This is a genomic window from Mesorhizobium sp. Cs1321R2N1 (genome assembly GCF_037179725.1).
Classification (GTDB): Bacteria; Pseudomonadota; Alphaproteobacteria; order Rhizobiales; family Rhizobiaceae; genus Mesorhizobium; species Mesorhizobium salmacidum.
The window spans coordinates 1-26,479 of record NZ_JAPYKP010000017.1; the positions used below are offsets into that span (position 1 = coordinate 1).

Sequence of the window (26,479 nt, forward strand, 5' to 3'; positions counted from 1 at the left end):
TGGCCGCGATCGTGCCGCCCATCGCCTCGACGAAGCCACGGCAGATCGACAGGCCGAGCCCGGTGCCGGCGCGCACCTGATCGCCCTTGCGCACCCGGTAGAAGGTGTCGAACACGCGCTCCAGGTCCTGCGCCGGAATGCCCAGCCCCTCATCCATGATCTGCACGACGACTGAGCCATTGTCGGCCCAGGCTTGGACGCGGATCGCCGAGCCCGGCGGCGAATACTTCGACGCATTGTCTAGAAGGTTGAACAGCACCTGCTCGAACAACACGGGATCGAGCCTCAGCATCGGCAGGTCGGGGGGAATATCGACCTCGATCTTGTGTTCACTGGCGATCTTGCGGGCACGGTCGAGTGCCGTGCCGACGATATCTCCCAGATAGTGAAGGGCGGAGTTCGGCTCCATCGCACCGGACTCGATCTTGGTCATGTCGAGCAGATTGGCGATGAAGCGGTTCAGCCGTTCCGATTCGTCGATCACCGTCGACAGAAGCTCCGCCCTGTCCTGCTCGGGCAGGTCGGGCGCGAACTCCTTGAGTGTGCCGGCCGCCCCCATGATGGCCGCGAGCGGCGTCTTCAGGTCATGCGAAATCGAGGTCAGCAGCGCCGAGCGCAGCCGGTCGGCTTCGGCGGCCAGCTTGGCGCGGTCGACATCGGCGACGAGCTGGACGCGTTCGATCGCCACCGCCGCCTGGTCTGCCAGCGCGTCGAGCAGCCGCTGTTGCTCGGGCGTCAAAAGGGGGCCCTGCTTGTCATTGTCGAGACCGACGACGCCGATTGCCGTGCGTCCCGTACGCAAGGGAAGATAGAGGCGCTTGGCGCCGGGCAGCGTGTCGGCGCCGCGTCCGGCGGCGCGGTTATGCTCCCAGGCCCAGCGGGCGGCGGCGATGTCGGCCTCGGCCAGCGTGTCGTCGGGCGGATAGCCTGCCTTGACGGTGATGGTGCCGTCTTCCGGCAGCAGCAGTACCACGCGCAGCTTCAGCATCGAGGCTATCTGGAAGGCGGTGGCCCAGAGCACGTCATCGAGCGTGCCGGCGCCGGCGAGCTTCTTGGAGAACAGATAGATGTCCTCGGTTGCCCGCGCCCGTGAGCGGGCGGCGGCGGCCTGACGCTGGACGCGCGCCGTCAGGTTGCTGGCGATGACGGCAACGGCGACGAAGACGGCAATCGCAACGATGCTCTCGGGATCCCGGATCGTCAGCGTGTAGCGCGGCTCGAGGAAAAAATAGTTGAAGGCAAGGACACTGAGGAAACAGGCGTAAAGCGCCGGCCAGAGACCACCGGCCACCGCCGATGTCAGCACGGAGAGCAGGAAGACGATCGCCAGGTTGCGAACGTCGAGGAACTGGTCGAGAACAGTGCTGACGGCCAATGATCCGGCAACGTAAGCCGTGGCGAGCAAATACGGCTTGGCCTCAAACTGCCTCTGCTCGGCTGCCGCGCTCACTCTCCTGGAAGGCGTCTCGGTGTCCCGCTCCGTTCCGGAGATGACATGGACGCTGATGTCGCCGGCATTGCGGATCAGATCATAGGTGAGCGATCCCTCGATCAGTTCCCGCCAGCGCGACCGGGTCGGCCTGCCGACCACGATGTGGGTGAAATTGTTCGCCGTCGCATGGCGAACGATGTCCTGCGCGACGCTCTGGCCCGGAATGGTCGTCACCTCGGCACCGAGCTGCTCGGCCAGGCGCAGGAGTGTGGCGAGCTTGTCCTTGTCGTCCTCGGACATGCCGGCCGAGCGAGGCGTGTCGACATGAAGTGCCGTCCATGGCGCACGAAGCCTGTCGGCCAGCCTGCGTGCGTAGCGAATGCGGGCCGCCCCGCCCGGATGCGCATCGACGCAGACGAGAACCCGTTCCCCGGCAGCCCACGGTCCCTGGATGGCGTGGGACTGCATGTGGTTGAGCAACTGCTCGTCGACGCGCTGGGCGGTACGCCGCAGCGCCAATTCCCGCAACGCGGTCAGATTGCCCGGCGAAAAATAGTTCTCGACGGCACGCTGCGCCGTGTTGGGGAAATAGACCTTCCCCTCCTCCAGCCGCTTGATCAGGTCGTCGGGCGTCAGATCGATGATTTCGACATCGTCGGCCTGGTCGATGATGGAATCGGGCACCGTCTCGCGCACCCTGACCCGCGTGATCTGGGCGACGACGTCGTTCAGGCTTTCGACATGCTGGATGTTGAGCGTCGTATAGACGTCGATGCCCCGCGCCAGGATTTCCTGGACGTCGAGATAGCGCTTGGGGTGGCGGCTGCCGGGCGCGTTGGTGTGGGCGAGTTCATCGACCAGGACCAGCGCCGGACGCCGGGCAAGGATGGCGTCGATATCCATCTCGTCGAGGACACGCCCCCTGTAATCGACCTTGCGGCGGGCAATGACTTCATACCCCTCGACCAGGGCCCGGGTTTCCTTGCGGCCATGCGTCTCGACCACGCCGATCACCACGTCGACGCCGTCGGCCAGCCTGGCACGGCCCGACATCAGCATCTCGTAAGTCTTGCCGACGCCCGGCGCCGCCCCCAGGAATATGCGCAGACGGCCGCGCTCTTCCCGCCCGGCATGCTCTAGCAGCGCGTCGGGAGATGGTCTGTTTTCGACGTAGCTTCTGTTGTCCGGCATCGGGTCCGATCATGAATGGCGCCGGGGACCGTGTCGATCCCCGGCGCCGGCCATTACCTATTCGCGGCATCCAGCGCCAGGTTGAGAGCCAGCACATTGACCGCCGGCTCGCCGAGCACGCCAAACTCCCGGTCCTCGACCTGGCTGTCGACGAGCGCCTTGACCTTGGCTTCGTCGATGCCCCTGGCCTTGGCCACGCGCGGAACCTGGAAATAGGCGGCCTCGGGGCTGATCTGCGGATCAAGGCCGCTGCCGGATGTGGTCACAAGGTCCATCGGCACCGGCGCATTCGGATTTTCCGCCTTCAGCTTTTCGGCATCGTCCTTGATGCGCTCGATCAACCTCGGATTGGTCGGGCCGAGATTGGAGCCACCCGAGGCGCCGGCATCATAGCCATTGCCCGCCGCCGAAGGTCGTCCGTGGAAATACTTGTCGCTGGCGAAGGCCTGGCCGATCAGTTCGGAGCCGACCACCTTGCCGTCCTTCCCGATCAGGCTGCCATTGGCCTGGCGCGGGAACAGCGCCTGGGCGATGCTGGTCATGCCGATGGGATAGACGAGCCCGGTCAGCACGGTGAAGAAGGCGATCATGATGATCGCGGGTCTGATTTGCTTGAGCATCGGAATGATCCTTATGCAAGGCCGAGGGCCGTGACGGCCATGTCGATTATCTTGATGCCGACGAACGGCACGACGATGCCGCCGAGGCCGTAGACGAGAAGGTTGCGGCTGAGCAGCGCACCGGCGCCGATCGCCCTGTACTTCACGCCGCGCAGCGACAGCGGGATCAGCGCGATGATGATCAGCGCGTTGAAGATGATGGCCGACAGGATGGCGCTCTGCGGTGTCGCAAGGTGCATGATGTTGAGCGCCTGTAACGGGCCCGTCGTCTGGCCGGGCGCAACGTAGAAGACGGCGAACATGGCCGGGATGATGGCAAAATACTTGGCGACGTCATTGGCGATCGAGAAGGTGGTCAGTGAGCCGCGCGTCATCAACAGCGCCTTGCCGATCTCGACGATCTCGATCAGCTTGGTCGGATCGCTGTCGAGATCGACCATGTTGCCGGCCTCGCGGGCGGCGACCGTGCCGGTGTTCATGGCCACGCCGACATCGGCCTGCGCAAGGGCTGGCGCGTCGTTGGTGCCGTCGCCGCACATGGCGACCAGCTTGCCCTTGGCCTGTTCGTCGCGGATCAGCTTCAGCTTGTCCTCGGGCGTTGCCTGGGCAAGGAAGTCGTCGACGCCGGCTTCCGCCGCTATGGCTGCCGCCGTCATCGGATTGTCGCCCGTAATCATCACCGTGCGGATGCCCATGCTGCGCAGTTCGGCGAAGCGCTCGCGGATACCCCCCTTGACGATGTCCTTGAGGTGGACGACGCCGAGCAGCCGCCCGTCCCTCTCGACCGCCAGCGGCGTGCCGCCCGATTTGGCGATCTCGTCGGCGATCGCCTGCAGGTCGCGCAAGGTATCGCTTCCGGGCCGTGTGCCATGTGTGGCTGATGTCGGCTGGCTGACATAGGTCAGGATCGAATCGACCGCGCCCTTACGCACCGAAGAGCCGTCTACGTCGACGCCGCTCATGCGGGTCTGTGCCGTGAAGGGCACGAACGTGGCGTGCAATGTCGCCATGTCGCGGGCACGGATGGCATATTTCTCCTTGGCCAGCACCACGATCGAGCGGCCTTCCGGCGTCTCGTCGGCGAGCGAGGCAAGCTGTGCCGCGTCGGCCAGTTCCTGCTCGCTGACGCCCCTGACCGGGCGGAACTCGGTCGCCTGGCGATTGCCGAGCGTGATTGTGCCGGTCTTGTCGAGCAGCAGCGTGTCGACGTCGCCGGCGGCTTCGACGGCGCGGCCCGACATGGCCAGCACATTGAAGCGCACCAGGCGGTCCATGCCGGCAATGCCGATGGCCGACAGCAGTGCGCCGATCGTGGTCGGGATAAGGGTCACGAACAGCGCGACGAGCACGGTCACCGAGATATAGCCGCCCGAGTAGGAGGCAAAGCTCGGGATGGTCGCGGTGGCCAGCACGAAGATCAGCGTCATGCCGACGAGCAGGATGTTGAGCGCGATTTCGTTCGGCGTCTTCTGGCGCTCGGCGCCTTCGACCAGCGAGATCATGCGATCGAGGAAAGTATGGCCGGCGGCGGCGGTGATGCGCACGCGGATCCAGTCGGAGAGCACCTGTGTGCCGCCGGTGACCGCCGAGCGGTCGCCGCCGGATTCGCGGATGACCGGCGCGGACTCGCCCGTTATCGCCGCCTCGTTGACCGAGGCGACGCCTTCCACCACCTCGCCGTCGGACGGGATGATGTCGCCGGCCTCGACGAGGACGATGTCGCCGACCTTCAAACCGGTGCCGGGCACCAGCTTGAACTTGGTGCGATCCTCGCCCGTCAAAAGCTTGGCCTGGGTTTCGGTGCGCGCCTTGCGCAGCGAATCCGCCTGCGCCTTGCCGCGCCCCTCGGCGACGGCTTCGGCGAAATTGGCAAACAGCACCGTGAACCACAGCCAGATGATGATCTGCAGCGTGAAGCGCAGATCGCCGCCACCGGTGATGAGGTCCTTGACGAACAGCACCGATGTCAGCGCCGACACGACGGCGACGACGAACATGACCGGATTGCGGGCCAGCGTGCGCGGATCGAGTTTGCGGAAGGCACCGCCGATGGCGGGCCACAGGATGCCGGCATCCATGATGCTGGCCGATTTTGACTGGCTCATTTTGAAGCTCCGGCTTCAGTATTGATGTGCGGCACCGATTGGTCGGATGCCGGAAAAAGATGAGGAAGCCCGTAGGCCAGCAGCCAGAGCGCGATCATGGCAGCGGCAAGCCCAAGAAATGTCGACAGGGTCGGGAAAGGAGGCGGCATTCCCTCCTTCCCCAGATCGGCCCGATGCCTGACATTGCGGCGCTTGTTGCTGAACCAGGACATGTCTGCCTCAGAATGTTTGTCCATGAATCGTTGCCAGGTGCTCGACAACAGGTCCGACGGCGAGCGCCGGGAAGAAGGTCAGGCCGCCGACAATGACGATGACGCCGACCAGCAGCCCGACGAACAGCGGTCCGTCGGTCGGGAAGGTGCCGGCCGAGGCGGGCACGGTCTTCTTCGCCGCCAGCGCGCCGGCGATGGCGAGCGCCGGTATGATGACCAGGAAACGGCCCATCAGCATGCCGATGCCGAGCGTAATGTTGTACCAGGGCGTGTTGCCGCTGAGGCCGCCGAAGGCCGAACCGTTGTTCGCCGCCGCCGAGGTGTAGGCGTAGAGGATTTCGGAGAAGCCGTGCGGCCCGCCATTGGCGATCGAGGCCACCGCGCTCGGCAGCACCACCGCGATGGCGGTGAAGACCAGCATCGCCAGAGGCAGGCACAGGATGGCCAGCATCGCCATCTTGACCTCCTTGGCCTCGATCTTCTTGCCGAGATATTCGGGCGTTCGGCCAACCATCAGGCCGGCGACGAAGACGGCGATCAGGATGAACATCAGCATGCCGTAGAAACCGGCGCCGACGCCGCCGACGATGACTTCGCCGAGCTGCATGTTGATGAGAGGGATCATGCCGCCGAGCGCGGTGAAGCTGTCATGCATGGCGTTGACCGCGCCGCAGGAGGCCGCCGTGGTGATGACCGCGAACAGCGCCGAGAGTGCGATGCCGAAACGGGTCTCCTTGCCTTCCATGTTACCGCCGTCGATGCCGAGCGCATGGACGAGCGGATTGCCCGCCGCTTCGGCCCAATAGCAGACGGCGACGCCGGCGATGAACAGCACGCCCATGGCGGCCAGGATCGCCCAGCCCTGACGCTGATTGCCGACCATGCGGCCGAAGACGTTGGTCAAGGCAGCGCCGACGACGAAGATCGACAGCATCTGGATCAGGTTGGAGATGGCATCGGGGTTTTCGAATGGATGTGCCGCGTTGGCATTGAAGAACCCGCCGCCATTGGTGCCGAGCATCTTGATGGCGACCTGTGAGGCGACCGGGCCGAGCGCGATCGTCTGCCTGGCGCCCTCCAGCGTGGTGGCGTTGACGTAAGGCCCGAGCGTCTGCGGCATGCCGAGCCAGACATAGACAAGGGTAAGCACGACGCAGAGCGGCAAAAGCACATAAAGCGTGGCGCGCGTCATATCGACCCAGAAATTGCCGATCGATCTTCCGGAAGCGCGGGCAAAGCCGCGGATCAGCGCGATCGCAACGGCAATGCCTGTGGCGGCCGAAACGAAATTCTGGACAGTCAGGCCGGCCATCTGCACGAGGTAGGACATCGTGCTTTCGCCGCCGTAGTTCTGCCAGTTGGTGTTGGTCATGAAGCTGGCGGCGGTGTTGAAGGCGAGCGCCGGGTCGACCGCGCTCATGCCAGCCGGATTGTAAGGCAGGCCGCCCTGCAGACGCTGCAGGACATAGAGCACCAGGAAGCCTGCCAGGTTGAACATGAGCAGCGCCACCGCATAGCTGGCCCAGTGCTGTTCCTCGCGCTCGCTGGTTCCGCAAATGCGGTAGAGCCCCTGTTCGAGCGGGCGGAAGATCGGCGAAAGCGGCGTGCGATCACCTTTGAAGACGCGGTGCATGTAGAAGCCGAGCGGCTTCACCAGCAAAACGAGGATCCCGCAATAGAGGAGGATCTGTATCCATCCGTTCATGGTCATGATGTAGCTTCCGTGCGCCGGTGGATTAGAAACGCTCTGGACGAATGAGGGCGTAGGTGAGGTAGGCGAGCAGGAACAAGGTCACGCCACCACCGAGGATGTAATCGAAAAGCATGACTCGACCCTTCCGCTCAGATTCTGTCGCAGGCTTTGACGTAGACGAGGGACAGGGCGAAGAACAAAACCCCGATCCCGAGAACAATGACGTCCATGATTGCCTTCCTTGCTTTCACTGTCTTTCGGCCACAATCGAAGAGGCCAAAAACCGCTCGCGCTTGTTCGTCGCCTCGATGGCGACAGCATTCAAAGCTTCTGTCGGCGCGTTATATGGACCCGATCGCCATAAAGGTTCGAGACGGGACGGATGGCAAAGAAGTAGGAATTTTATAAAGGTTTCGGGGTAGGCGGCGGGCCACCGGCGATAGAGGTCGCCTTCGACGACGACCAGCGAGCCACGGTTTGGAGGCGGCACCGATTATCAGGATTGTGAAAGCGGCAAAGGACCATCCCAAGCCAACGCCAGGCGGGAATTGCGGCCTAACGCAGTGACGCGCTGTAGGATGCTGTTGCACGCAGACGCATCCAATGGCATTTCCGATGACAGGGCTTCTTGGCGGGCAAGTTTTGAAAAATTTCAAATTAGCCGGGAAATCAAGCGATTATGGCGGAGAGAGCGGGATTCGAACCCGCGTTACGGTCTCCCGTAAACACACTTTCCAGGCGTGCGCCTTCAACCACTCGGCCACCTCTCCGTCCTTGCATTTTTCGCGATGGCCGGTTTCGCCGCGCGGGTTGGGGACAATGCGGTCCCTTCAGGGATACCGGTACGCTATATCAGCGCCGTGGGTGCCGCCAACCAGCAAACACCTTCCCTTCGCACCTGAGCCGTCAAAGCAACAGGCGCGGGGCTCATCTAGTCGATCCCGCGCCGAATGCCAAGCCATAACGGCGGTCTATTCGCTTTGCCGGCCACACATAGCTTCGCCAAGCTGCGTCGCACCCGTTTTTCAAGCCGCCGCCCGAATGATGTGCACAGCCATGGCCGTAGGGCCGGCCGCGCTTGACTTCGCCGCGGCCCACCTGTCGAGTGAAGCGGAGGCTTTGCGGGGGGGGCATCGTCCGGAGATGTCTTCAAGCAGTGAAAAACCGGGCGGAACGCCGGACAGTGGACAGGCGCCGACAGGGCACCCGGACAGCGGGCTGTCCTACGTGCCGGTGGGCTGGCTCATCTTCGTCATGGCTTGGTCGGTCTACGGCCTGGCCTCGGCCTGGTGGCTGACCGGCAATTCCGGCCTGCCGGACAGGATCTTCTATTTCCTCCTCGGCGGGCTTGCCGTCGACATCATCACCATTCTGTGGGGACTCTACCTTCTCGGCCTTGCCTTTGGCCGCTCGGCGCGTTTCCCGCGCCACTTCATCATCTGGCAGGTGACGACCATCGTCTGGGTGCTGGCGAGGCTGGCTTATGTGCTTGCTGTGCCCGATTTCGTCTTCTCCGCCAGGAGCTTGCTCATAGGCGGCGCCGAAATCGCCATCGGCCTGCTCTGCATTTATCTGCTGCGCCGCGGCTCCGGCGCCGAAGGCGTCTATGCCAGGCAGCGGGCGGAAGCGCCGTCGGTCTTCGTTTCCATCGTCGCTGCCTTGCTCGGCATCATTCTGGGCGCGGTCATCGGCGCCGTTGGCGGCTTCCTGGCTGGCTCGGTGATCGCCGATGTCGCCGAGGTCAGTTGCTTCGAGGGCGGCTGCGGCTACTTTGCCGCCTTCATCGGCTTGGCCGGGCTGGTGGTCGGCGCCATTGCCGGGGGCATTCTTGCCGTCTTGCTCGTTCACCGCCGCCGGCGCACGCCGGCCGCATAGAGTTCAGAAGCACGGACCTTCAAATTCACGTATCGCGATTGCGGACAAGCCGCACGCATTCTATTTCTGGTTTCGGGACATGTGCCGGAGGTCTCCTGGTTAGCGTCCAGGAGGGACCGGGGGAGAGCCTTGATGTTTCGCTTCGTCTTTCGTCTTGCAGCCATGGTCGCGCTGTCGGTTTCCGTCATCATGGCGGTGCTCGACACGACGCGCACGGTGGCGGCTTCGGCCCTTGTGCTGACCCCCCTCAACGCGAGCTGGCTGGCCGTCTCGCCGGACACGCGGGCCGCTTTCGAAGGCTTCGTCCGCACCAAGGCCAGTCCGCTGCTGTGGGATGGCGTCATCGCCTGGGTGCTCAACCAGCCGGGCTTTGCCGTATTCGCGGTGCTGGCCTTCCTGCTTTACGCCATCGGCTACCGGCGGCAGCGGCGCACCGGACAGTTCGCGGCGAACTGACCCATCGCCTGCACCATTCCGGCCGCCTCCCGACGGCTTGCACACAAGGTCAGATCGCTGTGTGGCTTGCCCGCGACACGCTTTTCCAAAAGGTCAAAATTCCGCGTGAATTTTGTTTCGGGCCGTGCCAGATTGCCCGGGAGCGGGAGGGGAATACACTCCTGGCTGACGTCGTTTGCCGGCCGGAGAACCGGGCAGGCAGGCGGTGCGTAACGGAAAAAATAACCGACAGGGTGTGGATCACATGAAACGTATCGTTCTCGGCCTCCTGGCCGCAACCGCAATGGTTCTTCCGGCTTTCGCCGCGGATGTCCAGCCGGCCATCCTTTACGACCTGGGCGGCAAATTCGACAAATCCTTCAACGAGGCTGCCTATCACGGCGCCGAGAAGTTCAAGACCGAGACCGGCACCCCTTATGTCGAGTTCGAAGTGTCGAACGCCTCGCAGCGCGAGCAGGCGCTGCGCCGCTTCGCCGAGGACGGCCACAACCCGATCGTTATGGCCGGCTTTGCCTGGGAGGATGCGCTGAAGAAGGTCGCGGCCGAATACCCGGACCTCAACTTCGCCATCATCGACGATGCCGTCGACCTGCCCAATGTCCGCTCGCTGGTGTTCAAGGAGAATGAAGGTTCCTATCTCGTCGGCATCATGGCGGCGATGGCGTCGAAGTCGAAGAAGGTTGCCTTCGTCGGCGGCATGGACATCCCGCTGATCCGCAAGTTCGAATGCGGCTATGTCGGCGGCGCCAAGTCGGCCGGCGCGACCGACGTCATCCAGAACATGACTGGTGACACGCCGGCGGCGTGGAACGATCCGGCCAAGGGCGGCGAGATCGCCAAGACGCAGATCGACCAGGGCGCCGACGTTGTCTACGCGGCCGCCGGCGGCACCGGCGTTGGCGTGCTGCAGGCAGCCGCCGATGCCGGCAAGCTCGGCATTGGTGTCGATTCTAACCAGAACGGCCTGCAGCCCGGCAAGGTGCTGACCTCGATGCTGAAGCGCGTCGACGTTGCCGTCTACACCGCCTTCATGGACGGCAAGAACGGCACCTTCAAGGGTGGCGTCGAGAATCTCGGCCTCAAGGAAGGCGGCGTCGACTACGCCATGGACGACAACAACAAGGCGCTGGTAACGGCAGAGATGAAGGCGGCGGTCGAAAAGGCCAAGGCCGACATCATCGCCGGCACGGTCAAGGTCCACGACTACACCGCCGACAACGCCTGCCCCTATTGATCGGCGGCGCCGTACGGCAATGACTGGAACCGCCGGGCAACGCCCGGCGGTTTTGCTTTTGCCTGATCGGACGAAACTCGCAAATGGCACAGGGAGCGAGGAATGCAGCCAACGATCGAACCCATGCGCGAGCATGACATCGACGTCGTGGCGCGACTGCGGATTGCCGCCTTCTTCGAGGGCACGGGAAGGACGCTGGAAGAGGATGCGGCAGGGCTCCGCAACCTTCTGACCAGCGACGGCTTTGAAACGGCTTTGGTTGCCCGTGTCAACGATGTGCCGGTCGGCACCTGCCTGCTGGTGCACCATGAACTGGAACCGGCGCATGATGTGACACCATGGCTGGCCGGGCTTGTCGTTGATGCCGCTCATCAAGGCAAGGGAACCGGCACCGCGCTGGTCAAGGCGATCGAAGCGCATGCGGCGTCAGTCGGCGTCGAGATGCTCTACCTCTACACATGGCAAGCGCGCGAGTTCTACGCGGCACTCGGCTGGGAAACGGTCGAGGTGTGCGAGCAGGGCGGCGAAACGATGATGCTGATGTCGCGCCGGCTGGATCACAGTTTCCCCACGAGATAGCCGAGCGCGAAGGCCGCAATCAGCCCGACAGCGACCACAAGTCCAAGCCAGCCGCCAAGCGCGTGCACGCCAACGCCGTGTGGTGGCCGGGACAAGCTTCGGATCACTGTCGGTGACTTGGCATCGTTGCCGCCCAGGCCAACGCTGCGCATTTGCGGCAATTCGGCGAGGCGTTGCCTAACCAGCGCCCAATGATTGGCGCCGGTTGGTTTTTCGGCGCGGTCGAAAACATGCATGCGTTCGGCGAGCTGCGCCACGGCGTCGCGGAAGGCAGGATCGATCTCGAGATCGCGCTCGGCCCGCTCGCGCTCGGCATCGTTCATCAGGCCGAGCACATAGTCGCCGGCCCTTGCGATGCGGTCGCTTTCACCGGCCATGGCCAGGACCCTCCCCTTTTCCTCACCAGTGTGGCGGTTTGGTCACCGGCACATCCGATGCCGCCTGCTCTTCAAGCGCCAGGAAGCGGTCGGTCAGCGCATCGAGCTTGCGCTGCATGCGTTCGATCACCTTCCACTGCTCGGCGATCTGGACCGACAGTTCCTCGATGGTCTTCTCCTGCTCGGCGGCGCGGATTTCCAGTGTCGTCAGCCGGTCGGCGGGCATGATCATGCAAAGTCCTCAGTTCTGTACCGCGACACCTTGCGCCGCAACGTCAAATCGACCTCGCCATATTAGCGAATGCGAGAGCTTCGGCCACGTTCGAAATTGACAAGCGCGCGGGGATTTGTCGAGAGTGGGGGCGGCTCCGGACAATTGGCACGGGCGGAGCGTCATGCTAGGCGTCTTGACCAAGCGATAAAAAATAAGAGTGGGACGGGCTGCATGGCGCAAGCCGCAATCGAATTGATCGGCATCAACAAGAGTTTTGGCGCGGTGCGCGCCAACCGCGACATCAATCTGGAGATCGCGCGCGGCACCATCCACGGCATCGTCGGCGAGAACGGTGCCGGCAAGTCGACGCTGATGTCGATCCTCTATGGTTTCTACCAGGCCGACAGCGGCGAGATTCGTGTCGGCGGCCAGCCGGCGTCGATCAAGACCCCCAACGACGCGATCGCGCTCGGCATCGGCATGGTGCACCAGCATTTCATGCTGGTCGACAATTTCTCTGTGCTGGAGAACATCATCCTCGGCGCCGAAACCGATGCGCTTCTGAAGAGCAGCATCGCCAAGGCGCGCTCCGAGCTTGACCGGCTGGAGCGCGAATACGGGCTGGAAGTCGATCCCGATGCGATCATCGAAGAACTGCCGGTCGGCCTGCAGCAGCGTGTCGAAATCCTGAAGGCGCTTTATCGCGGCGCCGAAATCCTGATCCTCGATGAACCGACGGGCGTTTTGACGCCGGCCGAGGCCGACCACCTGTTCCGCATCCTCAGGCAATTGAAGGAACAGGGAAAGACGGTGGTGCTGATCACCCACAAGCTGCGCGAGATCATGGCCATCACCGACACCGTGTCGGTGATGCGTCAGGGCACGATGGTGGCGACCAGGGAGACCAGGAAAACCACTGTCGAGGAACTGGCGGAACTGATGGTCGGGCGGCGCGTGCTGCTGAGGGTCGAAAAGGGCGAGGCCGAGGCCGGTGCCGTCAAGCTCGCGGTCAAGAACCTGACGGTCAGGGATTCCCGCGGCGTCACCATGGTCGACGACGTCTCCTTCGATTTGCGCGCCGGCGAGATCGTCGGCATCGCCGGCGTCGCCGGCAACGGCCAATCCGAGCTGCTCGAGGCGATTTCCGGCATCAGGCATGCCGTTTCCGGTTCGGTGATGCTCGAGGGCAAGCCGATCGATCTCACCGGCAAGGCCGATCCCGGCGAATTGCGCGACCGCGGCCTCGCCCACGTGCCGGAAGACCGCCACCACGTCGGGCTGGTGCTGGCCTTCGAGGAGAACGAGAATTCCATCCTCGGCTACCATGACGATCCCCGCTACCTCAAAGGGCCGTTCCTCAACATCGATGCCATCATGGCCGATGCCAAGGACAAGATCGAGAAATACGACATCCGTCCCGGCAATCCGCGCCTGAAGACCGCCAATTTCTCCGGCGGCAACCAACAGAAGATCGTGCTCGCACGTGAAATCGAACAGGACCCGGGCGTGCTGATCGTCGGCCAGCCGACGCGCGGCGTCGATGTCGGCGCCATCGAATTCATCCACAAGCGCCTGATCGCCATGCGCGACCAGGGCAAGGCGGTGCTGGTGGTCTCGGTCGAGCTCGACGAGATCCGTTCGCTTTCCGACCGTATCCTGGTGATGTTTGCCGGCCGCATCGTCGGCGAGCGCGGCCCCGACGCAACCGAAGGCGAGCTTGGCTTGCTGATGGCCGGTGTCGAACATCAGGAGGCCGCGCAATGAGCACCCCTTACGCCAAATTGCCGGCCTGGGCCGACTACGGGCTGATCCCGCTGATCAACCTGTCGGTCGCCTTCATCGTCGCCGGCTTCGTCGTCATGCTGGTCGGCGAAAACCCGTTCCGCGCCGCCGTCATCCTGGTCGAAGGCGCCTTCGGCAAGGGAACAGGCATCGCCTTCACCCTGTTCTATGCCACGACCTTCATATTCACCGGGCTTTCGGTGGCGGTAGCGGCGCATTGCGGCCTGTTCAACATCGGCACCGAGGGACAGGCCTACATCGCCGGCCTCGGTATCGCCATCGTCTGTCTTTCCTTCGACAGCACGCTGCCCTGGTGGCTGACATTTCCGCTGGCCATCGTCGCTTCGGCGCTTGTGGGCGCATTGTGGGCGCTGATCCCCGCCTATCTGCAGGCCAGGCGCGGCTCGCACATCGTCATCACGACGATCATGTTCAACTTCATCGCCGCATCGATCATGGTCTACCTGCTGGTCGGTCCGTTGAAACCGGCGGGGTCGCAGGCGCCGCAGACGCGCAACTTCCTCGCCGGCGCGGAACTGCCGAAGCTAAACTGGATCATCGAACTGTTCGGCGCCAAGATCCGCTCGGCGCCGCTCAATGTCTGCTTCCTGCTGGCGCTGGTGATGGCCTTCCTGGTCTGGCTGCTGATCTGGCGCACCAGGCTCGGCTACGAGATGCGCACCTATGGCCACAGCCCGAAGGCGGCTCGCTATGCCGGCATTTCGGAAACCCGCATCATCATTACCGCGATGATGATCTCGGGCGCGCTGGCCGGCATGATGGCGCTCAATCCGGTGATGGGCGACCAGCACAATGTCGCGATCGACTTTGTTTCGGGCGCCGGTTTCGTCGGTATCGCCGTGGCGCTGATGGGCCGCCTGCATCCGGTCGGCATCGTGCTGGCGGCGATCCTGTTCGGCATGCTCTACCAGGGCGGCGCCGAACTCGCCTTCGAGATGCCGGCGATCAGCCGCGACATGATCGTCATCATTCAAGGGTTGGTCATCCTCTTCGCCGGCGCGCTGGAGCACATGTTCAGGCCCTATATCCAGGCTCTGTTCGCTTCGTTCAGCCCGAAATCGGTGGGCATGCAGGCGGTCACCGGGAAGGGTGCCTGAAATGGATATCTTCAACGCAATCATCCAGGTGCTGGACTCGACCATCCGCCTGTCGGTGCCGCTGCTGCTTGCCTGCCTCGCCGGCCTCTATTCGGAGCGGGCCGGCATTTTCGACATCGGCCTCGAAGGCAAGATGCTGGTCGGCGCCTTCGCGGGTGCTGCCGCGGCTTCCGTGTTCCATTCGGCGCTCATCGGTCTCGGCATGGCGATCCTGATCTCTGTCGCCTTCGCGCTGGTGCACGGCTTTGCCTCGATCACCCATCGCGGCAACCAGATCGTTTCGGGCGTGGCGATCAACTTCGTCGCCGCCGGATCGACCATCATCCTCGGCCAAGCCTGGTTCCAGCAGGGTGGCCGCACGCCGGCGCTGCAACCGGGCGAGCGGTTCGAGGCGATCATCTGGCCTGGCGCCGACGCGGCCAGGGACGTGCCTGTCATCGGTCCGATCTATGCCGAACTGATCTCCGGCCATTCGATCCTCGTCTATTTCGCCTTTGCGATGGTGCCGTTCACCTGGTGGGTGCTGTTTCGCACGCGCTTCGGTCTCCGGCTGCGCGCGGTCGGCGAAAATCCGGCCGCGGTCGACACCGCCGGCATCTCGGTCGCCTGGCTGCGCTACCGCGCGCTGATCTGCACCGGCATCCTCACCGGCGTCGCTGGCGCCTATCTGTCGATGGTGCAGAATGGTGGCTTCGTGAAGGACATGACCGCCGGCAAGGGCTACATCGCGCTGGCCGCGCTGATCTTCGCCAAATGGAAGCCGGTCAACGCCATGTTCGCCTGCTTGCTGTTCGGTTTCCTCGACGCGGCGTCGATCCGCCTGCAGGGGACACCGCTGCCCATTGTCGGCAAGGTATCGGTGCAGTTCATGCAGGCGCTGCCTTATGTGCTGACCGTCATCCTGCTCGCCGGCTTCATCGGCAAGGCCATCCCGCCGCGTGCCGGCGGCGTGCCTTATGTCAAGGAACGCTAAGGGTCGAGAGCACATCGGAGAAGCAACTGAATGTCGCATGATCTGTTCGAAGCGGCCAAGACTGCCATGGCCAAGGCCTATGCGCCCTACTCGAAATTCCCGGTGGGTGCCGCCTTGCGCACCGAGGACGGACGCGTCTTCACCGGCGCCAACATCGAGGTCGCCTCCTATCCGGAAGGCTGGTGCGCCGAGACCACAGCGCTTGGCCATTACGTCATGGCCGGCGGCGGCAAGATCGTGGAAATCGCCGTCCTTGCCGAACGCATGGCCAAATGCTCGCCTTGCGGCGGCTGCCGCCAGCGGCTGGCCGAATTCTGCCGTCCGGAAACGAAACTCTATCTCTGCGACGCTACGGGCGTCGCAGAAACAGTCACGATGGGCGACATGCTGCCCTATGGTTTTCGCGGCGATATTCTCAAATGAAAAGCTGGCTCAAATAACAAGCTGGCTCAAATGAAACGTAGGCCGACATGACGGAAAAGGCGCTGGACCATCTTATCGAAAGGCTCGACGGCCTGGCGCCGTCGACCGCGCTGGTGCTGGGTTCGGGCCTGGGCGGCTTGGTCGACCGGATCGAGAATCCCATCCGCGTCTCCTATGCCGACCTGCCCGGCTTTCCCCGGAGCGGCGTCAGCGGCCATGCCGGCGAAGTGGTGGCCGGGCTGTTTGCCGGCGTTCCGGTGCTGATGCTGTCCGGCCGCGCCCACTACTACGAGCATGGCGTTGCGGCGGCGATGCGGCCGGTGCTGGAAGTGCTTGCCGGCATCGGCATCACGAAACTGATCCTCACCAACGCAGCCGGCTCGGTCGATCCCGATATGCCGCCGGGCTCGGTGATGCTGCTCACCGACCACATCAATTTCTCCGGCACCAATCCGCTGATCGGCGAGCCGAGCGACCGCCGTTTCGTCGGCCTCACCGAAGCTTATGATGCCGGCATCCGCGACGCGATCGAACGCGCGGCGAAGGCGACCGGCACGGCGCTGCACAAGGGCGTCTATATGTGGTTCTCGGGCCCCTGCTTCGAGACGCCGGCCGAAATCCGCATGGCGCGCATCATGGGCGCCAATGCCGTCGGCATGTCGACCGTGCCGGAAGTCATTCTCGCCCGCTTCCTCGGCCTGAGCGTCGCCGCCTGCTCGGTCATCACCAACCTGGCCGCCGGCATGACCGGCGCCGAGCTTTCGCACCAGGAAACCAAGGACATGGCGCCGGTTGGCGGTTCGCGGCTGGCAACGGTGCTGCAGCGCGTGTTCCGTGACGGGCTGCTGGAGAGCTGATGCTTCCGCAGGAAATCATCCGTCACAAGCGCGACGGCCATAGGCTGGCGCCTCACGAAATCGCCGCCTTCATCGACGGCGTGACGTCGGGCACCATAACCGACGGCCAGGTCGCGGCCTTCGCCATGGCGGTATTCTTAAACGGTATGAACCGCGACGAGGCCGTGGCGATGACGCTTGCCATGCGTGATTCCGGTGACGTGCTCGACTGGTCGGATTTGCCGGGCCCCGTCACCGACAAACATTCGACGGGCGGTGTCGGCGATAATGTCTCGCTGATGCTGGCGCCGATCGTCGCCGCCTGCGGTGCCTATGTGCCGATGATCTCGGGCCGAGGTCTCGGCCATACTGGCGGCACGCTGGACAAGATGGATGCCATTCCCGGCTACATCAGCCAGCCCGACATCGCGCTGTTCCGCAAGACGGTGCTGGAAACAGGCTGCGCCATCATCGGCCAGACCGCCGATCTGGCACCTGCCGATCGCCGGCTTTACGCCATCCGCGACGTCACCGGAACCGTGGAATCGGTGCCGCTGATCACCGCATCGATCCTGTCGAAGAAGCTCGCGGCAGGCCTGCAATCGCTGGTGCTCGACGTCAAGCTCGGCAATGGCGCCTTCATGGAGAAATCCCGCGATGCGACCGCGCTCGCCAACAGTCTGGTCGAGGTCGCCAGCGGCGCCGGGCTGAAGGTCTCGGCGCTGATCACCGGCATGAACGAACCGCTGGCCTCGGCCGCCGGCAATGCCGTCGAGGTGCGCAACGCCGTCGATTTCCTGACCGGCCGCTTCCGCGACCGGCGGCTGGAGGACGTGACGCTGGCGCTTGCCGCTGAAATGCTGCAGTCGGCAGGGTTGGTATCGTCCAACCAGGACGGGATGCGCCGCGCCAACGAGACGCTCGCCAGCGGCCGCGCCGCCGTTACCTTCGCGCGCATGGTGACCGTGCTTGGCGGCCCTGCGGATTTCATCGAGAAGCCGGAAAAGTACCTGCCCGGGGCGGCAACGGAATTCGCGGTCAAGGCGACGACGGACGGCTTCGTTACCGGCATAGCCACCCGCGACATCGGCCTCGCGGTGGTCGGGCTGGGCGGCGGGCGCACACGGCCCGACGACAAGGTCGACCCCGCGGTCGGCATCACCAGGCTGCTGCCCATAGGCGCGGAAGTAAACGCCGGAGATGCGCTGGCGCTGATCCACGCCCGCTCACCCTCCGATGCCGAGGCGGCTGCCGCGGCCGTGCTTTCAGCCTATGCGATCGGTGCTTTGAAGCCTGCCGCCGACAAGTCGGTCATCCGGCGGATTCTGCCGCGCGACTGAGTGGACCCTACTGAACCAGCAGCAATGTGCCGTTCTCGGCCTGATATTTGCCGAGCCGGCTGAGAAAGCTCATGCCGATCAGGTTGGTGCGCAGTGCCTTGTCGTCGAGCACGATCGCCTGCACACCGTCGACGCTGATGCTGCCGATCTGCAGGCGGTCGATCATCACCACCGCGGCCTTGATAACGCCGTTGGCGGTGCTGACCTCATGACTGAAATCGGAAGGATTGAGCGACAGCCCGATCCTGCGCGCCGTCGACGTATTGACCGCCACCAGCGTCGCGCCGGTGTCGATCATGCCGTCGACCTGACGGCCGTTGAGCTTGAAGGTGGACGAGAAGTGTCCGCGCCCGTCAGCCGCAACCACAACCTTGCGGCCGGTCGGCAGCGGCGCCACCGGCTTGTCGGGAACAGACGCCAGACTGGCCTCGGGTTGCGTCTCGGCCCCAGGCTTGGCCGTCACCGCCGATTTCAGCAGGTCTTCGAATATTCGCGGATTTGACTGGTAGACAACCGGGATCGATGCCGACGCACCGGCAAAGACGCTGAGAATGAGAAGCTTGCGCAGCATGGATCGGCCTTTGTGAAAGTCGACATTTACCACGTCATGATGTTTGCTTTTTTAACACGGGCCGAAACCGCAGGTTTTCGTAAACAAACCGTATCGGGCCGGGGAATCGCCAGCCTGTATCAGTAGTGTTGCTCCTGGCCTATGCGAATTTATGGATCAATGACGGCTTCGCTATTCGTGAAAACGCCTGCTGAAACATGGATTCGCTAACGCCTGGCATTAGAGACGACAGTTTGCCAAATAGGTATTGGGGATCCGTTGCGCTACGTGGGAAGGAGATTAGCGTCATTGGAATGTCGTTTCTTGACAATGATTCAATCAGATTTGCGAACTTGCGATACAAAACGCCAATCTGTTCATCCGCATGGTCCGTCTCCCACAGTCCTCCCGCAACCGGGGAGCCGTCTGGCGAGCCAGTTGTTATTTCCTGCACGTAAGCTCGACTGGCCGCGGCATCGTCAAACCGTCGGACCGGAATGACGACGTGATCTATCTTAATGCCAGCAGCCAAGACCGCGTCCACATTCTCACATAGAAATGGACTCTTGATTATTCTCGGGCCACACGGATCAAAGATCCCTCTTTCCAGGCCGGCTCGGGCTTTCGGAGAATAATCTGTCGCCGACCATTCGCCGGTATCCAGACCAAGCTCTGTTAGCAGCTCGACAAGATAAGTGGTTCCAGCCCTCCCCGTCCCACTGATGAAGATCGGCCTTGTGTCTTTCGTGGGGCGCCTTAATCGAGGCAAGAATCCGAGTATGGGTAACATGACGAAAATACCTGGAGGCCCGAAAACTACTGCTCAATTCGCCGGTACGGGGACGTTCTATAGACCTAAGACGATCCGACAGTCTATTTCGTCCCGTACATGCGGTCGCCGGCGTCGCCGAGGCCAGGCATGATGTAGCCCTTCTCGTTGAGTTGGCGATCGATGGACGCGGTGAAGACCGGAACATCCGGGTGCGCCTTGGTAAAGCGCTCGATGCCTTCGGGCGCCGCCAGCAGGCACAGGAACCGGATATTGGTGGCGCCGCGCTCCTTCAACTTGTCGATCGCCGCGATCGCCGAATTGGCTGTCGCAAGCATCGGGTCGACGACGATGACCAGCCGGTCGGCGAGGTCGCTCGGCGCCTTGAAGAAATACTCGACAGCCTCCAGCGTCTCGTGATCGCGGTAGAGGCCGACATGGGCGACGCGGGCCGCCGGCACCAGGTCAAGCAGGCCTTCGAGCAGGCCGTTGCCGGCGCGCAGCACCGAGGCGAAGACCAGTTTCTTGCCCTCCAGCGTCGGAGCTTCCATTGTCTCCATGGGCGTTTCGATCGTGGTCGTCGTCAGTTCGAGATTGCGGGTGACCTCATAGCCGAGCAGCAGCGAAATCTCGCGCAGCAGCCGCCGGAAGCCGGCCGTCGAGGTCTCCTTCTTGCGCATGATGGTCAGCTTGTGCTGGACAAGCGGATGGTCGACGACGGTGACGCCCTTCATGATGTTCTCCTGATGCGGTGTCGCCCGAAACCGCGCGCATGGACCCTTTCGGACGTGTCGCGCTTCAAGCTGCTTGGGCGAACCCTAGCGGTATTGGACCGGCCAAGGAACCGCTTGGCCCGCATCGACCACAGCTTTGTCGGAAGAAATCAGCGAGCGGCGCTGTTCAGCCGGGCAAGAAGCGCCGCTTTGGTCTTGCGGTCGACGAAAGCCGCCTCGATGGCCGTCCTGGTGACCGCGGCGAGCGCTTTCTCATTCATCGCGAAATGCTCCGCCGCAATGTCGTATTCGCGCTTCAGCGAGGTCCAGAAATAGGGTGGGTCGTCGGAGTTGAGCGTCACCTTGCAGCCCGCCGCCTGCAGGGCCGGAAACGGATGGTCGGCGAAACTGTCGAAGACCTTGAGCGCGATGTTGGAACCGGGGCAGCACTCCAGCACGACGCCCTCGTCAGCGATTCGCCGGACAAGGTCGGGATTTTCGATGGCGCGCACGCCATGCCCGATGCGCGACGGGCGGATATGGTCGAGTGCCGCCTGGACAGTCTCCCAGCCCGTCAGTTCGCCGGCATGGACGGTGATGCCGAGCCCGGCCTCCCGCGCGATCTCGAAAGCCCTGACATAGTCTTCCATGTCGCCCGTGCGCTCGTCGCCGGCGACGCCGAAACCGGTGACCAGCGGATGGCCGCAGCGCGCCGCGAAGCGTGCCGCCCGCTCGATCGATTCGACGCCGACATGGCGCACGCCGGTGACGATCATGCGGCCCTCTATGCCGGTCTTGGCCTTGGCGCGCAGCATGCCTTCGCCGAGCGCATCGGTGTAGGCCTTGGGCGACAGCCCGGCTTTCGTCGCGTGGTCCGGCGAGGTGAACACCTCGGAGTAGATTGCCCCGTCGCGGGCCAGGCTGGTCAGATAATGGTCGGCCAGCCGCGCGTAATCCTCCTCGGTCCGGAACAGGTCGGCGGAAAAATCGTAAGCCGCGAGAAAGGAGGTGAAATCCTGCCAGACGAAGGACCCGTTCTGGATATAGGGCGAGGTATCCTTGCCGTATTTCTGCGCCTGGCGGATGACGAGATCTGGCGCCGCTGCCCCTTCGATGTGGCAGTGCAGTTCCGCTTTCAAAGGCATTCAAACATCCCGTCGGTCAGTCCAGGTCTTGAAAACCCACCACCTGGAAGCGCGGCTGAACACCGCGCCTTAAACAATAGCGCCCGCATCATCGATCGGCTATGGTCCCGCCGGTTTTATGACGGATCAAAAAAATGTCAGTTGAGAGAACCACGGCCGCCGGCGGCATGGAAACCTCCTATGGTTTCAAGCGTGTAGGGGAAGGCGAGAAGCAGTCCCTCGTCAACGATGTTTTCCGCAAGGTCGCCAATCGCTACGACCTGATGAACGACCTGATGTCAGGCGGCCTGCACCGGCTGTGGAAGGATGCCATGATCGCCTGGCTCAATCCGCCCAAGCGCTCGGGCTGGCGTGTGCTCGATGTTGCCGGCGGCACCGGCGACATCGCCTTCCGCATCGTCGATGCCAGCCATGCCCATGCCCATGCCACCGTGCTCGACATCAACGGCTCGATGCTCGCTGTCGGCCGTGACAGGGCCGAAAAGAAGGGCCTGTCCGGCAACACCGATTTCGTCGAGGCCAACGCCGAGGAACTGCCCTTCGCTGACGCCAGCTTCGACGCCTACACCATCGCGTTCGGCATTCGCAATGTCCCGCATATCGACGTGGCCCTGGGCGAGGCGTTCCGCGTGCTGAAGCCCGGCGGCCGCCTTCTGTGCCTGGAGTTTTCCGAGGTCGAGATGCCGTTGCTCGACAAGGTCTACGAAGCCTGGTCGTTCAATGCCATTCCCAGGATCGGCAAGTTGGTCACCGGCGATGGCGAGCCCTATTCCTATCTGGTCGAATCGATCGCGAAATTCCCCAATCAGCAAAACTTCGCGGCGATGATTGCCCGCGCCGGCTTCGATCGCGTCTCCTTCCGCAACTATTCAGGCGGCATAGCGGCCCTGCATTCGGGCTGGAAGCTTTGACGTCGTCGCCCATCTCCAACACGCGACGTGCCTTGCGCCAGTTCAATGAACCGGTGGGGCGGACGCGGCCATGAGCACCGTCAGCGCGGGGTTCCGGCTCGTACGGGCCGGTTGGGTGCTGGTGCGCGAGGGCGTCGTCGCTGCCTTGCCCGGCGAGGAACTGTCCGGCCTGCCGAAATTCGGCTGGCGTCTGGCGCGGCTGTTCACCCGCCGCCGCGCGCTTGCCTATGAGCGCAGCGACCGGCTGGCCAAGGCAGTGGTCCGGCTCGGCCCATCCTATGTCAAGCTTGGCCAGTTCCTGGCGACGCGGCCCGATGTCGTCGGCAACGACATGGCGCTCGATCTCGCCATGCTGCAGGACAAGATGCACACCTTCCCGACGGCCGAGGCGGTCGCGGCGATCGAAGCCTCGCTCGGACGCAAGCTCGGCGATCTCTACAAGCAATTCGGCGACCCGGTCGCCGCCGCCTCCATCGCTCAGGTCCATGCCGCTGAAACCGTCGATGGCGGCGTCGCCAGGAAGGTAGCGGTCAAGGTCATCCGGCCAGGCGTGCGCCGCCGCTTCTTCCACGACCTCGAAAGCTATTTCCTCGCCGCCCACCTGCAGGAAAAATACATACGGTCGTCGCGCCGGCTAAGGCCGGTCGAAGTAACCGAGACGCTGGCGCAGACCACCAGGATCGAGATGGACCTGCGCCTCGAAGCGGCCGCGCTCTCGGAACTTGGCCAAAGCACCAGGGAAGACCCTGGCTTTCGCGTCCCTTCGGTGGACTGGGAACGCACCGGTCGCGACGTGCTGACCATGGAATGGGTCGACGGCGTCAAGATGAACGACCTCGCCGGCCTCGAAGCCGCCGGCCATGACCTGAAGGCGATCGCCGCCAATCTCATCCAGTCCTTTCTGCGCCATACGCTGCGCGACGGCTTCTTCCACGCCGACATGCATCCGGGCAATTTGTTCGTCGAGGCAAACGGCACCATCGTCGCCGTCGATCTCGGTATTGCCGGACGCCTCGGCAAGAAGGAGCGCCGCTTCCTCGCCGAGATCCTCTACGGCTTCATCACACGCGACTATCTGCGCGTCGCCGAAGTGCATTTCGAGGCCGGCTATGTGCCGCGCCAGCACAACGTCTCCGCCTTCGCGCAGGCGATCCGTGCGATCGGCGAGCCGATCCACGGCCAGCCGGCCGAAACCATTTCCATGGCCAAGCTTTTGACGCTGCTGTTCGAGGTGACCGAACTCTTCGACATGGCGACACGGCCTGAATTGATCCTGCTGCAGAAAACGATGGTGGTGGTCGAGGGCGTGGCGCGCACGCTCGATCCAGCTTTCAACATGTGGAGGACCGCCGAGCCGGTAGTCAGTGGCTGGATAGCCGGCAACCTCGGGCCGCGCGGCTTGCTGACCGACGCGCGCGATGGCGGCAAGGCGATGCTGGCGCTGATCCGCCAGGCGCCGGAACTCGCGGCCCGTACGGAACGGCTGTCGCGAGAGATCGACCTGATGGCCGAGCACGGCCTGCGCTTCGATGAGGCGACCGCCCGCGCCATCGGCAAGGCCGAGGCACGCTACAGCCGTTCTGGCCGTGTGGCGCTGTGGGTGATCGCGCTGACGCTGGTCTATATCGCCTGGAAGCTTCTTTAGGCCCCCGTCACTCCCGAAGCCTGCGGCTTGCGGCAATTTGATTGCATTGCTATCATCGCTATCGGGCAAGATGAGTAGAGTGCAATCATATGGCCAGCATCACGATCCGCAACCTTGATGATGAGGTCAAGGAGTTGCTGCGCCGGCTGGCGGCGGAAAACGATCGCTCCATGGAAGAACAGGCGCGGGTGATGATGCGGGCCGCTGTCGACGGCCAGATCGGCCCGGTTGGCCGTCTCGATCAGATCGAGAAAGCCCTCCTTGAACTGGCCACTTCGCAAGGCGCCCCGACCGTGGCGTCGGCCTTGGCAGTCAAGAGCTTGCCGCGAGGCACACTTTCCAACAAGCGCATCCTGCTCATCATCGGCGGCGGCATCGCCGCCTACAAGGCGCTCGATCTGATCCGCCGGCTGCGCGAGCGTGGTGCGGCGGTGCGGGTGGTCATGACGTCGGCGGCGCAGGAATTCGTGACGACGCTGTCGGTCGGGGCGCTCTCCGCCGACCATGTCTTCACCGACATGTTCGACCGCAACGATGAACACGATGTCGGCCACATCAGGCTATCGCGCGAGGCGGACCTCCTGGTGGTGGCGCCCGCAACCGCCGACCTGATGGCCAAGCTCGCCAATGGCCATGCCAACGATCTGGCCTCGACCGTGCTCATCGCCACCGACAAGCCGGTGCTGATGGCCCCGGCCATGAACCCGAAGATGTGGTCGCATCCCGCCACCCGCCGCAACCGCGCGACCTTGGGCAAGGACGGCATCACCTTCGTCGGCCCCGCCAAGGGTGAGATGGCCGAGAGCAACGAGGCCGGCGAAGGCCGCATGTCCGAACCGTTGGAGATCGTCGCCGCGGTCGAGGCGCTGCTCGATGCCGGGCCCAAACCGCTGGCGGGGCGCAGGATCATCGTCACGTCAGGCCCGACGCACGAGCCGATCGATCCCGTGCGCTATATCGCCAACCGGTCGTCCGGCAAGCAGGGCCACGCCATCGCCGCGGCATTGGCAAAGCTTGGCGCCGATATCCGACTTGTCTCCGGTCCCGTAAGCATTGCCGATCCAGCCGGCGTGAAAACCATCCATGTCGAGCGAGCGCAGGAAATGCGCGACGCGGTGGAACAGCTTCTGCCTGCCGACGCCGCGGTATTCGTCGCCGCCGTTGCCGACTGGCGCACCGAGAATTCGGCCGGTGAGAAGATCAAGAAGGTCGCGGGCGAAGGCCCGCCGGTGCTGCGCATGGTCGAGAACCCCGACATCCTGGCTGGTGTCGGTCACCACGAGCGGCGACCCGGCCTGGTCGTCGGCTTTGCCGCCGAGACGCAGGATCTCTTGCGCAACGCCGAGGCCAAGCTCAGCAAGAAAGGTGCCGATCTCATCGTCGCCAACGATGTGTCGCAGACCAGCGGCATCGGTCCTTCAGGCGTGATGGGCGGCGATCGCAACCGGGTCCGGATCGTGTCTAGGACCGGCATTGAGGAATGGCCTGAAATGACCAAGGACGAGGTGGCGGCGCGGCTCGCCGCGCTCATCGCCGCGCGGTTGAAAACGATCGTCGTCTGACAAGTGTTGGCGGAGCCGCCAACATCCTGTTGCGTGCTGTGCGCTAAGCCGTCAGTTGGCCAAAAGCTCAGCCGTGCGGGCAAGCGCCCCGCCGAAGCCATTGAGCGGAATTGAAAAGCTTACGACTTGCCCGGTATCGGCCGCGAACGCGTCGATCTTGAGTGTGGTGCCGTTCTTCAGCAGCGGCGTGACATTGGCATCGAACGCCACCGGCACAAGGCAGCCGACCACCTGGCAGGTGTTGAACGGCAGGCTGCCATCGAGCTTCTGGTCGTCTATGGTCAGCGCGACACCCTTGGCAAGCGCCAGGCCGAACGGCAGGGCAAGGGTTCCGGTCGCATCCTCGCCGGTCTTGCTCGACAGCTCGATCGCCAGCAGCCGCTGGTTGCTTTGCTTGTTGAACTGCTGATGCGACAGGCTGCAGACCTTGTTCGTGCCCGATATCTGGCAATTGACCGTCCAGTCGCCGTGAGTTTCGGACAAGGCCGATGCACCGCCGGGCAGCTGCGGCGCGTCAACTGCGGCGGGCGGTGTTGCCGTCACCTTGTCGCTCTTGGTTTGCGCCGCCATGGCCGGCAGGCCGGCGATACAGGCGGCACCCAGCACTGCTGCGAAATACGCGTATTTCCTCATCAAGACCTCTCCCGGCTCCGCCTCGAGCCAGTCTAGAAACTGACCTTGAGAGACGCGCTGACTGCATTCTGTTTGACCGTTTCCCCGAAGG

25 protein-coding genes and 1 tRNA gene are annotated in these 26,479 nt (G+C 63.7%); 13 read left to right on the plus strand and 13 right to left on the minus strand.

Going from position 1 to position 26,479, the window contains the following annotated elements; translation table 11 throughout:
* From O7A61_RS07000 to O7A61_RS07030, 7 genes are all read right to left on the minus strand, one after another.
* Positions 1-2,623 (minus strand): sensor histidine kinase KdpD (locus O7A61_RS07000; protein WP_337129126.1); only part of this gene is annotated, 2,623 nt, incomplete at its 3' end.
* Between the two features lie 53 nt (positions 2,624-2,676).
* A complete protein-coding gene (gene kdpC, locus O7A61_RS07005; RefSeq protein ID WP_337129127.1) occupies positions 2,677-3,243 on the minus strand; it encodes a potassium-transporting ATPase subunit KdpC in 567 nt (188 codons plus the stop codon).
* 11 nt (positions 3,244-3,254) lie between these two features.
* Entirely contained in the window at positions 3,255-5,348 is a 2,094-nt protein-coding gene (kdpB, locus tag O7A61_RS07010; protein WP_337129128.1) for a potassium-transporting ATPase subunit KdpB, read from the minus strand.
* The gene (locus O7A61_RS07015; RefSeq protein WP_337129129.1) at positions 5,345-5,560 is read right to left on the minus strand and encodes a hypothetical protein; all 216 of its coding nucleotides are present in this window, start codon (positions 5,558-5,560) and stop codon (positions 5,345-5,347) included. The genes kdpB and O7A61_RS07015 overlap by 4 nt, the downstream gene beginning before the upstream one ends.
* 7 nt (positions 5,561-5,567) lie before the next feature.
* Positions 5,568-7,271: a potassium-transporting ATPase subunit KdpA gene (kdpA, locus tag O7A61_RS07020; RefSeq protein WP_337129130.1), complete on the minus strand. Its 1,704-nt coding sequence runs from the start codon at positions 7,269-7,271 to the stop codon at positions 5,568-5,570.
* 25 nt (positions 7,272-7,296) lie between these two features.
* Positions 7,297-7,386 carry a K(+)-transporting ATPase subunit F gene (gene kdpF / locus O7A61_RS07025; protein WP_032919213.1) on the minus strand — a complete coding sequence of 30 codons (90 nt, stop codon included), beginning with the start codon at positions 7,384-7,386 and terminating at the stop codon, positions 7,297-7,299.
* A gap of 547 nt (positions 7,387-7,933) precedes the next feature.
* Positions 7,934-8,023 (minus strand) — tRNA-Ser (locus tag O7A61_RS07030).
* Between the two features lie 373 nt (positions 8,024-8,396).
* On the opposite strand from O7A61_RS07030, the gene O7A61_RS07035 reads away from it, so the two are divergent.
* The 4 genes from O7A61_RS07035 to O7A61_RS07050 all read left to right on the plus strand — a co-directional run bounded on the left by O7A61_RS07035 (position 8,397) and on the right by O7A61_RS07050 (position 11,397).
* On the plus strand, positions 8,397-9,128 hold the full coding sequence (locus O7A61_RS07035; RefSeq protein ID WP_337129131.1) for a hypothetical protein: 732 nt from the start codon (positions 8,397-8,399) through the stop codon (positions 9,126-9,128).
* A 132-nt stretch (positions 9,129-9,260) separates the two neighbouring features.
* Positions 9,261-9,584 (plus strand): hypothetical protein, encoded by a 324-nt coding sequence (locus O7A61_RS07040; RefSeq protein ID WP_140502918.1) that lies wholly within the window; start codon positions 9,261-9,263, stop codon positions 9,582-9,584.
* A gap of 244 nt (positions 9,585-9,828) precedes the next feature.
* A complete protein-coding gene (locus O7A61_RS07045; protein ID WP_140502920.1) occupies positions 9,829-10,818 on the plus strand; it encodes a BMP family lipoprotein in 990 nt (329 codons plus the stop codon).
* A 102-nt stretch (positions 10,819-10,920) separates the two neighbouring features.
* Positions 10,921-11,397 (plus strand): GNAT family N-acetyltransferase, encoded by a 477-nt coding sequence (locus O7A61_RS07050; RefSeq protein ID WP_337129132.1) that lies wholly within the window; start codon positions 10,921-10,923, stop codon positions 11,395-11,397.
* Here O7A61_RS07050 and O7A61_RS07055 read toward each other — a convergent pair.
* Both O7A61_RS07055 and O7A61_RS07060 read right to left on the minus strand, forming a co-directional pair.
* Complete coding sequence (locus O7A61_RS07055; protein ID WP_337129133.1) at positions 11,376-11,774, minus strand: hypothetical protein; 399 nt, start codon at positions 11,772-11,774, stop codon at positions 11,376-11,378. The genes O7A61_RS07050 and O7A61_RS07055 overlap by 22 nt on opposite strands.
* Positions 11,775-11,796: 22 nt before the next feature.
* The gene (locus O7A61_RS07060) at positions 11,797-12,006 is read right to left on the minus strand and encodes a SlyX family protein (RefSeq protein ID WP_442921053.1); all 210 of its coding nucleotides are present in this window, start codon (positions 12,004-12,006) and stop codon (positions 11,797-11,799) included.
* A 213-nt stretch (positions 12,007-12,219) separates the two neighbouring features.
* Between O7A61_RS07060 and O7A61_RS07065 the strand changes: the two genes are divergently transcribed.
* From O7A61_RS07065 to deoA, 6 genes are read left to right on the plus strand one after another with little or no spacing between them, the layout of a single operon-like run.
* Positions 12,220-13,752: an ABC transporter ATP-binding protein gene (locus tag O7A61_RS07065; RefSeq protein ID WP_337129134.1), complete on the plus strand. Its 1,533-nt coding sequence runs from the start codon at positions 12,220-12,222 to the stop codon at positions 13,750-13,752.
* The gene (locus O7A61_RS07070) at positions 13,749-14,888 is read left to right on the plus strand and encodes an ABC transporter permease (RefSeq protein WP_027143003.1); all 1,140 of its coding nucleotides are present in this window, start codon (positions 13,749-13,751) and stop codon (positions 14,886-14,888) included. The genes O7A61_RS07065 and O7A61_RS07070 overlap by 4 nt, the downstream gene beginning before the upstream one ends.
* A gap of 1 nt (position 14,889) precedes the next feature.
* Positions 14,890-15,861: an ABC transporter permease gene (locus O7A61_RS07075; RefSeq protein WP_140502929.1), complete on the plus strand. Its 972-nt coding sequence runs from the start codon at positions 14,890-14,892 to the stop codon at positions 15,859-15,861.
* A 30-nt stretch (positions 15,862-15,891) separates the two neighbouring features.
* Positions 15,892-16,284: a cytidine deaminase gene (gene cdd / locus O7A61_RS07080; RefSeq protein ID WP_337129135.1), complete on the plus strand. Its 393-nt coding sequence runs from the start codon at positions 15,892-15,894 to the stop codon at positions 16,282-16,284.
* Positions 16,285-16,331: 47 nt separating this feature from the next.
* Positions 16,332-17,141, plus strand: coding sequence for a purine-nucleoside phosphorylase (locus O7A61_RS07085; RefSeq protein WP_337129136.1), 810 nt, complete (start codon positions 16,332-16,334; stop codon positions 17,139-17,141).
* Positions 17,141-18,460, plus strand: a complete 1,320-nt coding sequence (deoA, locus tag O7A61_RS07090; protein WP_337129137.1) for a thymidine phosphorylase — start codon at positions 17,141-17,143, stop codon at positions 18,458-18,460. The genes O7A61_RS07085 and deoA overlap by 1 nt, the downstream gene beginning before the upstream one ends.
* A 7-nt stretch (positions 18,461-18,467) precedes the next feature.
* On the opposite strand, the gene O7A61_RS07095 is transcribed toward deoA, so the two are convergent.
* The 3 genes from O7A61_RS07095 to O7A61_RS07105 form a co-directional block, all read right to left on the minus strand.
* A complete protein-coding gene (locus O7A61_RS07095; protein WP_337129138.1) occupies positions 18,468-19,031 on the minus strand; it encodes a TIGR02281 family clan AA aspartic protease in 564 nt (187 codons plus the stop codon).
* An 852-nt stretch (positions 19,032-19,883) separates the two neighbouring features.
* Positions 19,884-20,513: a uracil phosphoribosyltransferase gene (gene upp, locus O7A61_RS07100; protein WP_015315749.1), complete on the minus strand. Its 630-nt coding sequence runs from the start codon at positions 20,511-20,513 to the stop codon at positions 19,884-19,886.
* A gap of 149 nt (positions 20,514-20,662) precedes the next feature.
* Positions 20,663-21,637, minus strand: a complete 975-nt coding sequence (locus O7A61_RS07105) for an adenosine deaminase (RefSeq protein WP_027143011.1) — start codon at positions 21,635-21,637, stop codon at positions 20,663-20,665.
* Between the two features lie 134 nt (positions 21,638-21,771).
* Here O7A61_RS07105 and ubiE point away from each other — a divergent pair, with 134 nt between their 5' ends.
* The 3 genes from ubiE to coaBC all read left to right on the plus strand — a co-directional run bounded on the left by ubiE (position 21,772) and on the right by coaBC (position 25,755).
* Positions 21,772-22,548, plus strand: coding sequence for a bifunctional demethylmenaquinone methyltransferase/2-methoxy-6-polyprenyl-1,4-benzoquinol methylase UbiE (gene ubiE, locus O7A61_RS07110; RefSeq protein ID WP_337129139.1), 777 nt, complete (start codon positions 21,772-21,774; stop codon positions 22,546-22,548).
* A 70-nt stretch (positions 22,549-22,618) separates the two neighbouring features.
* A complete protein-coding gene (gene ubiB / locus O7A61_RS07115) occupies positions 22,619-24,193 on the plus strand; it encodes a 2-polyprenylphenol 6-hydroxylase (protein ID WP_337129140.1) in 1,575 nt (524 codons plus the stop codon).
* Positions 24,194-24,282: 89 nt separating this feature from the next.
* Positions 24,283-25,755: a bifunctional phosphopantothenoylcysteine decarboxylase/phosphopantothenate--cysteine ligase CoaBC gene (gene coaBC, locus O7A61_RS07120; RefSeq protein ID WP_337129141.1), complete on the plus strand. Its 1,473-nt coding sequence runs from the start codon at positions 24,283-24,285 to the stop codon at positions 25,753-25,755.
* A 51-nt stretch (positions 25,756-25,806) separates the two neighbouring features.
* Here coaBC and O7A61_RS07125 read toward each other — a convergent pair whose 3' ends face one another.
* Positions 25,807-26,388: an invasion associated locus B family protein gene (locus tag O7A61_RS07125; RefSeq protein WP_337105470.1), complete on the minus strand. Its 582-nt coding sequence runs from the start codon at positions 26,386-26,388 to the stop codon at positions 25,807-25,809.
* Positions 26,389-26,479: the final 91 nt, after the last annotated feature.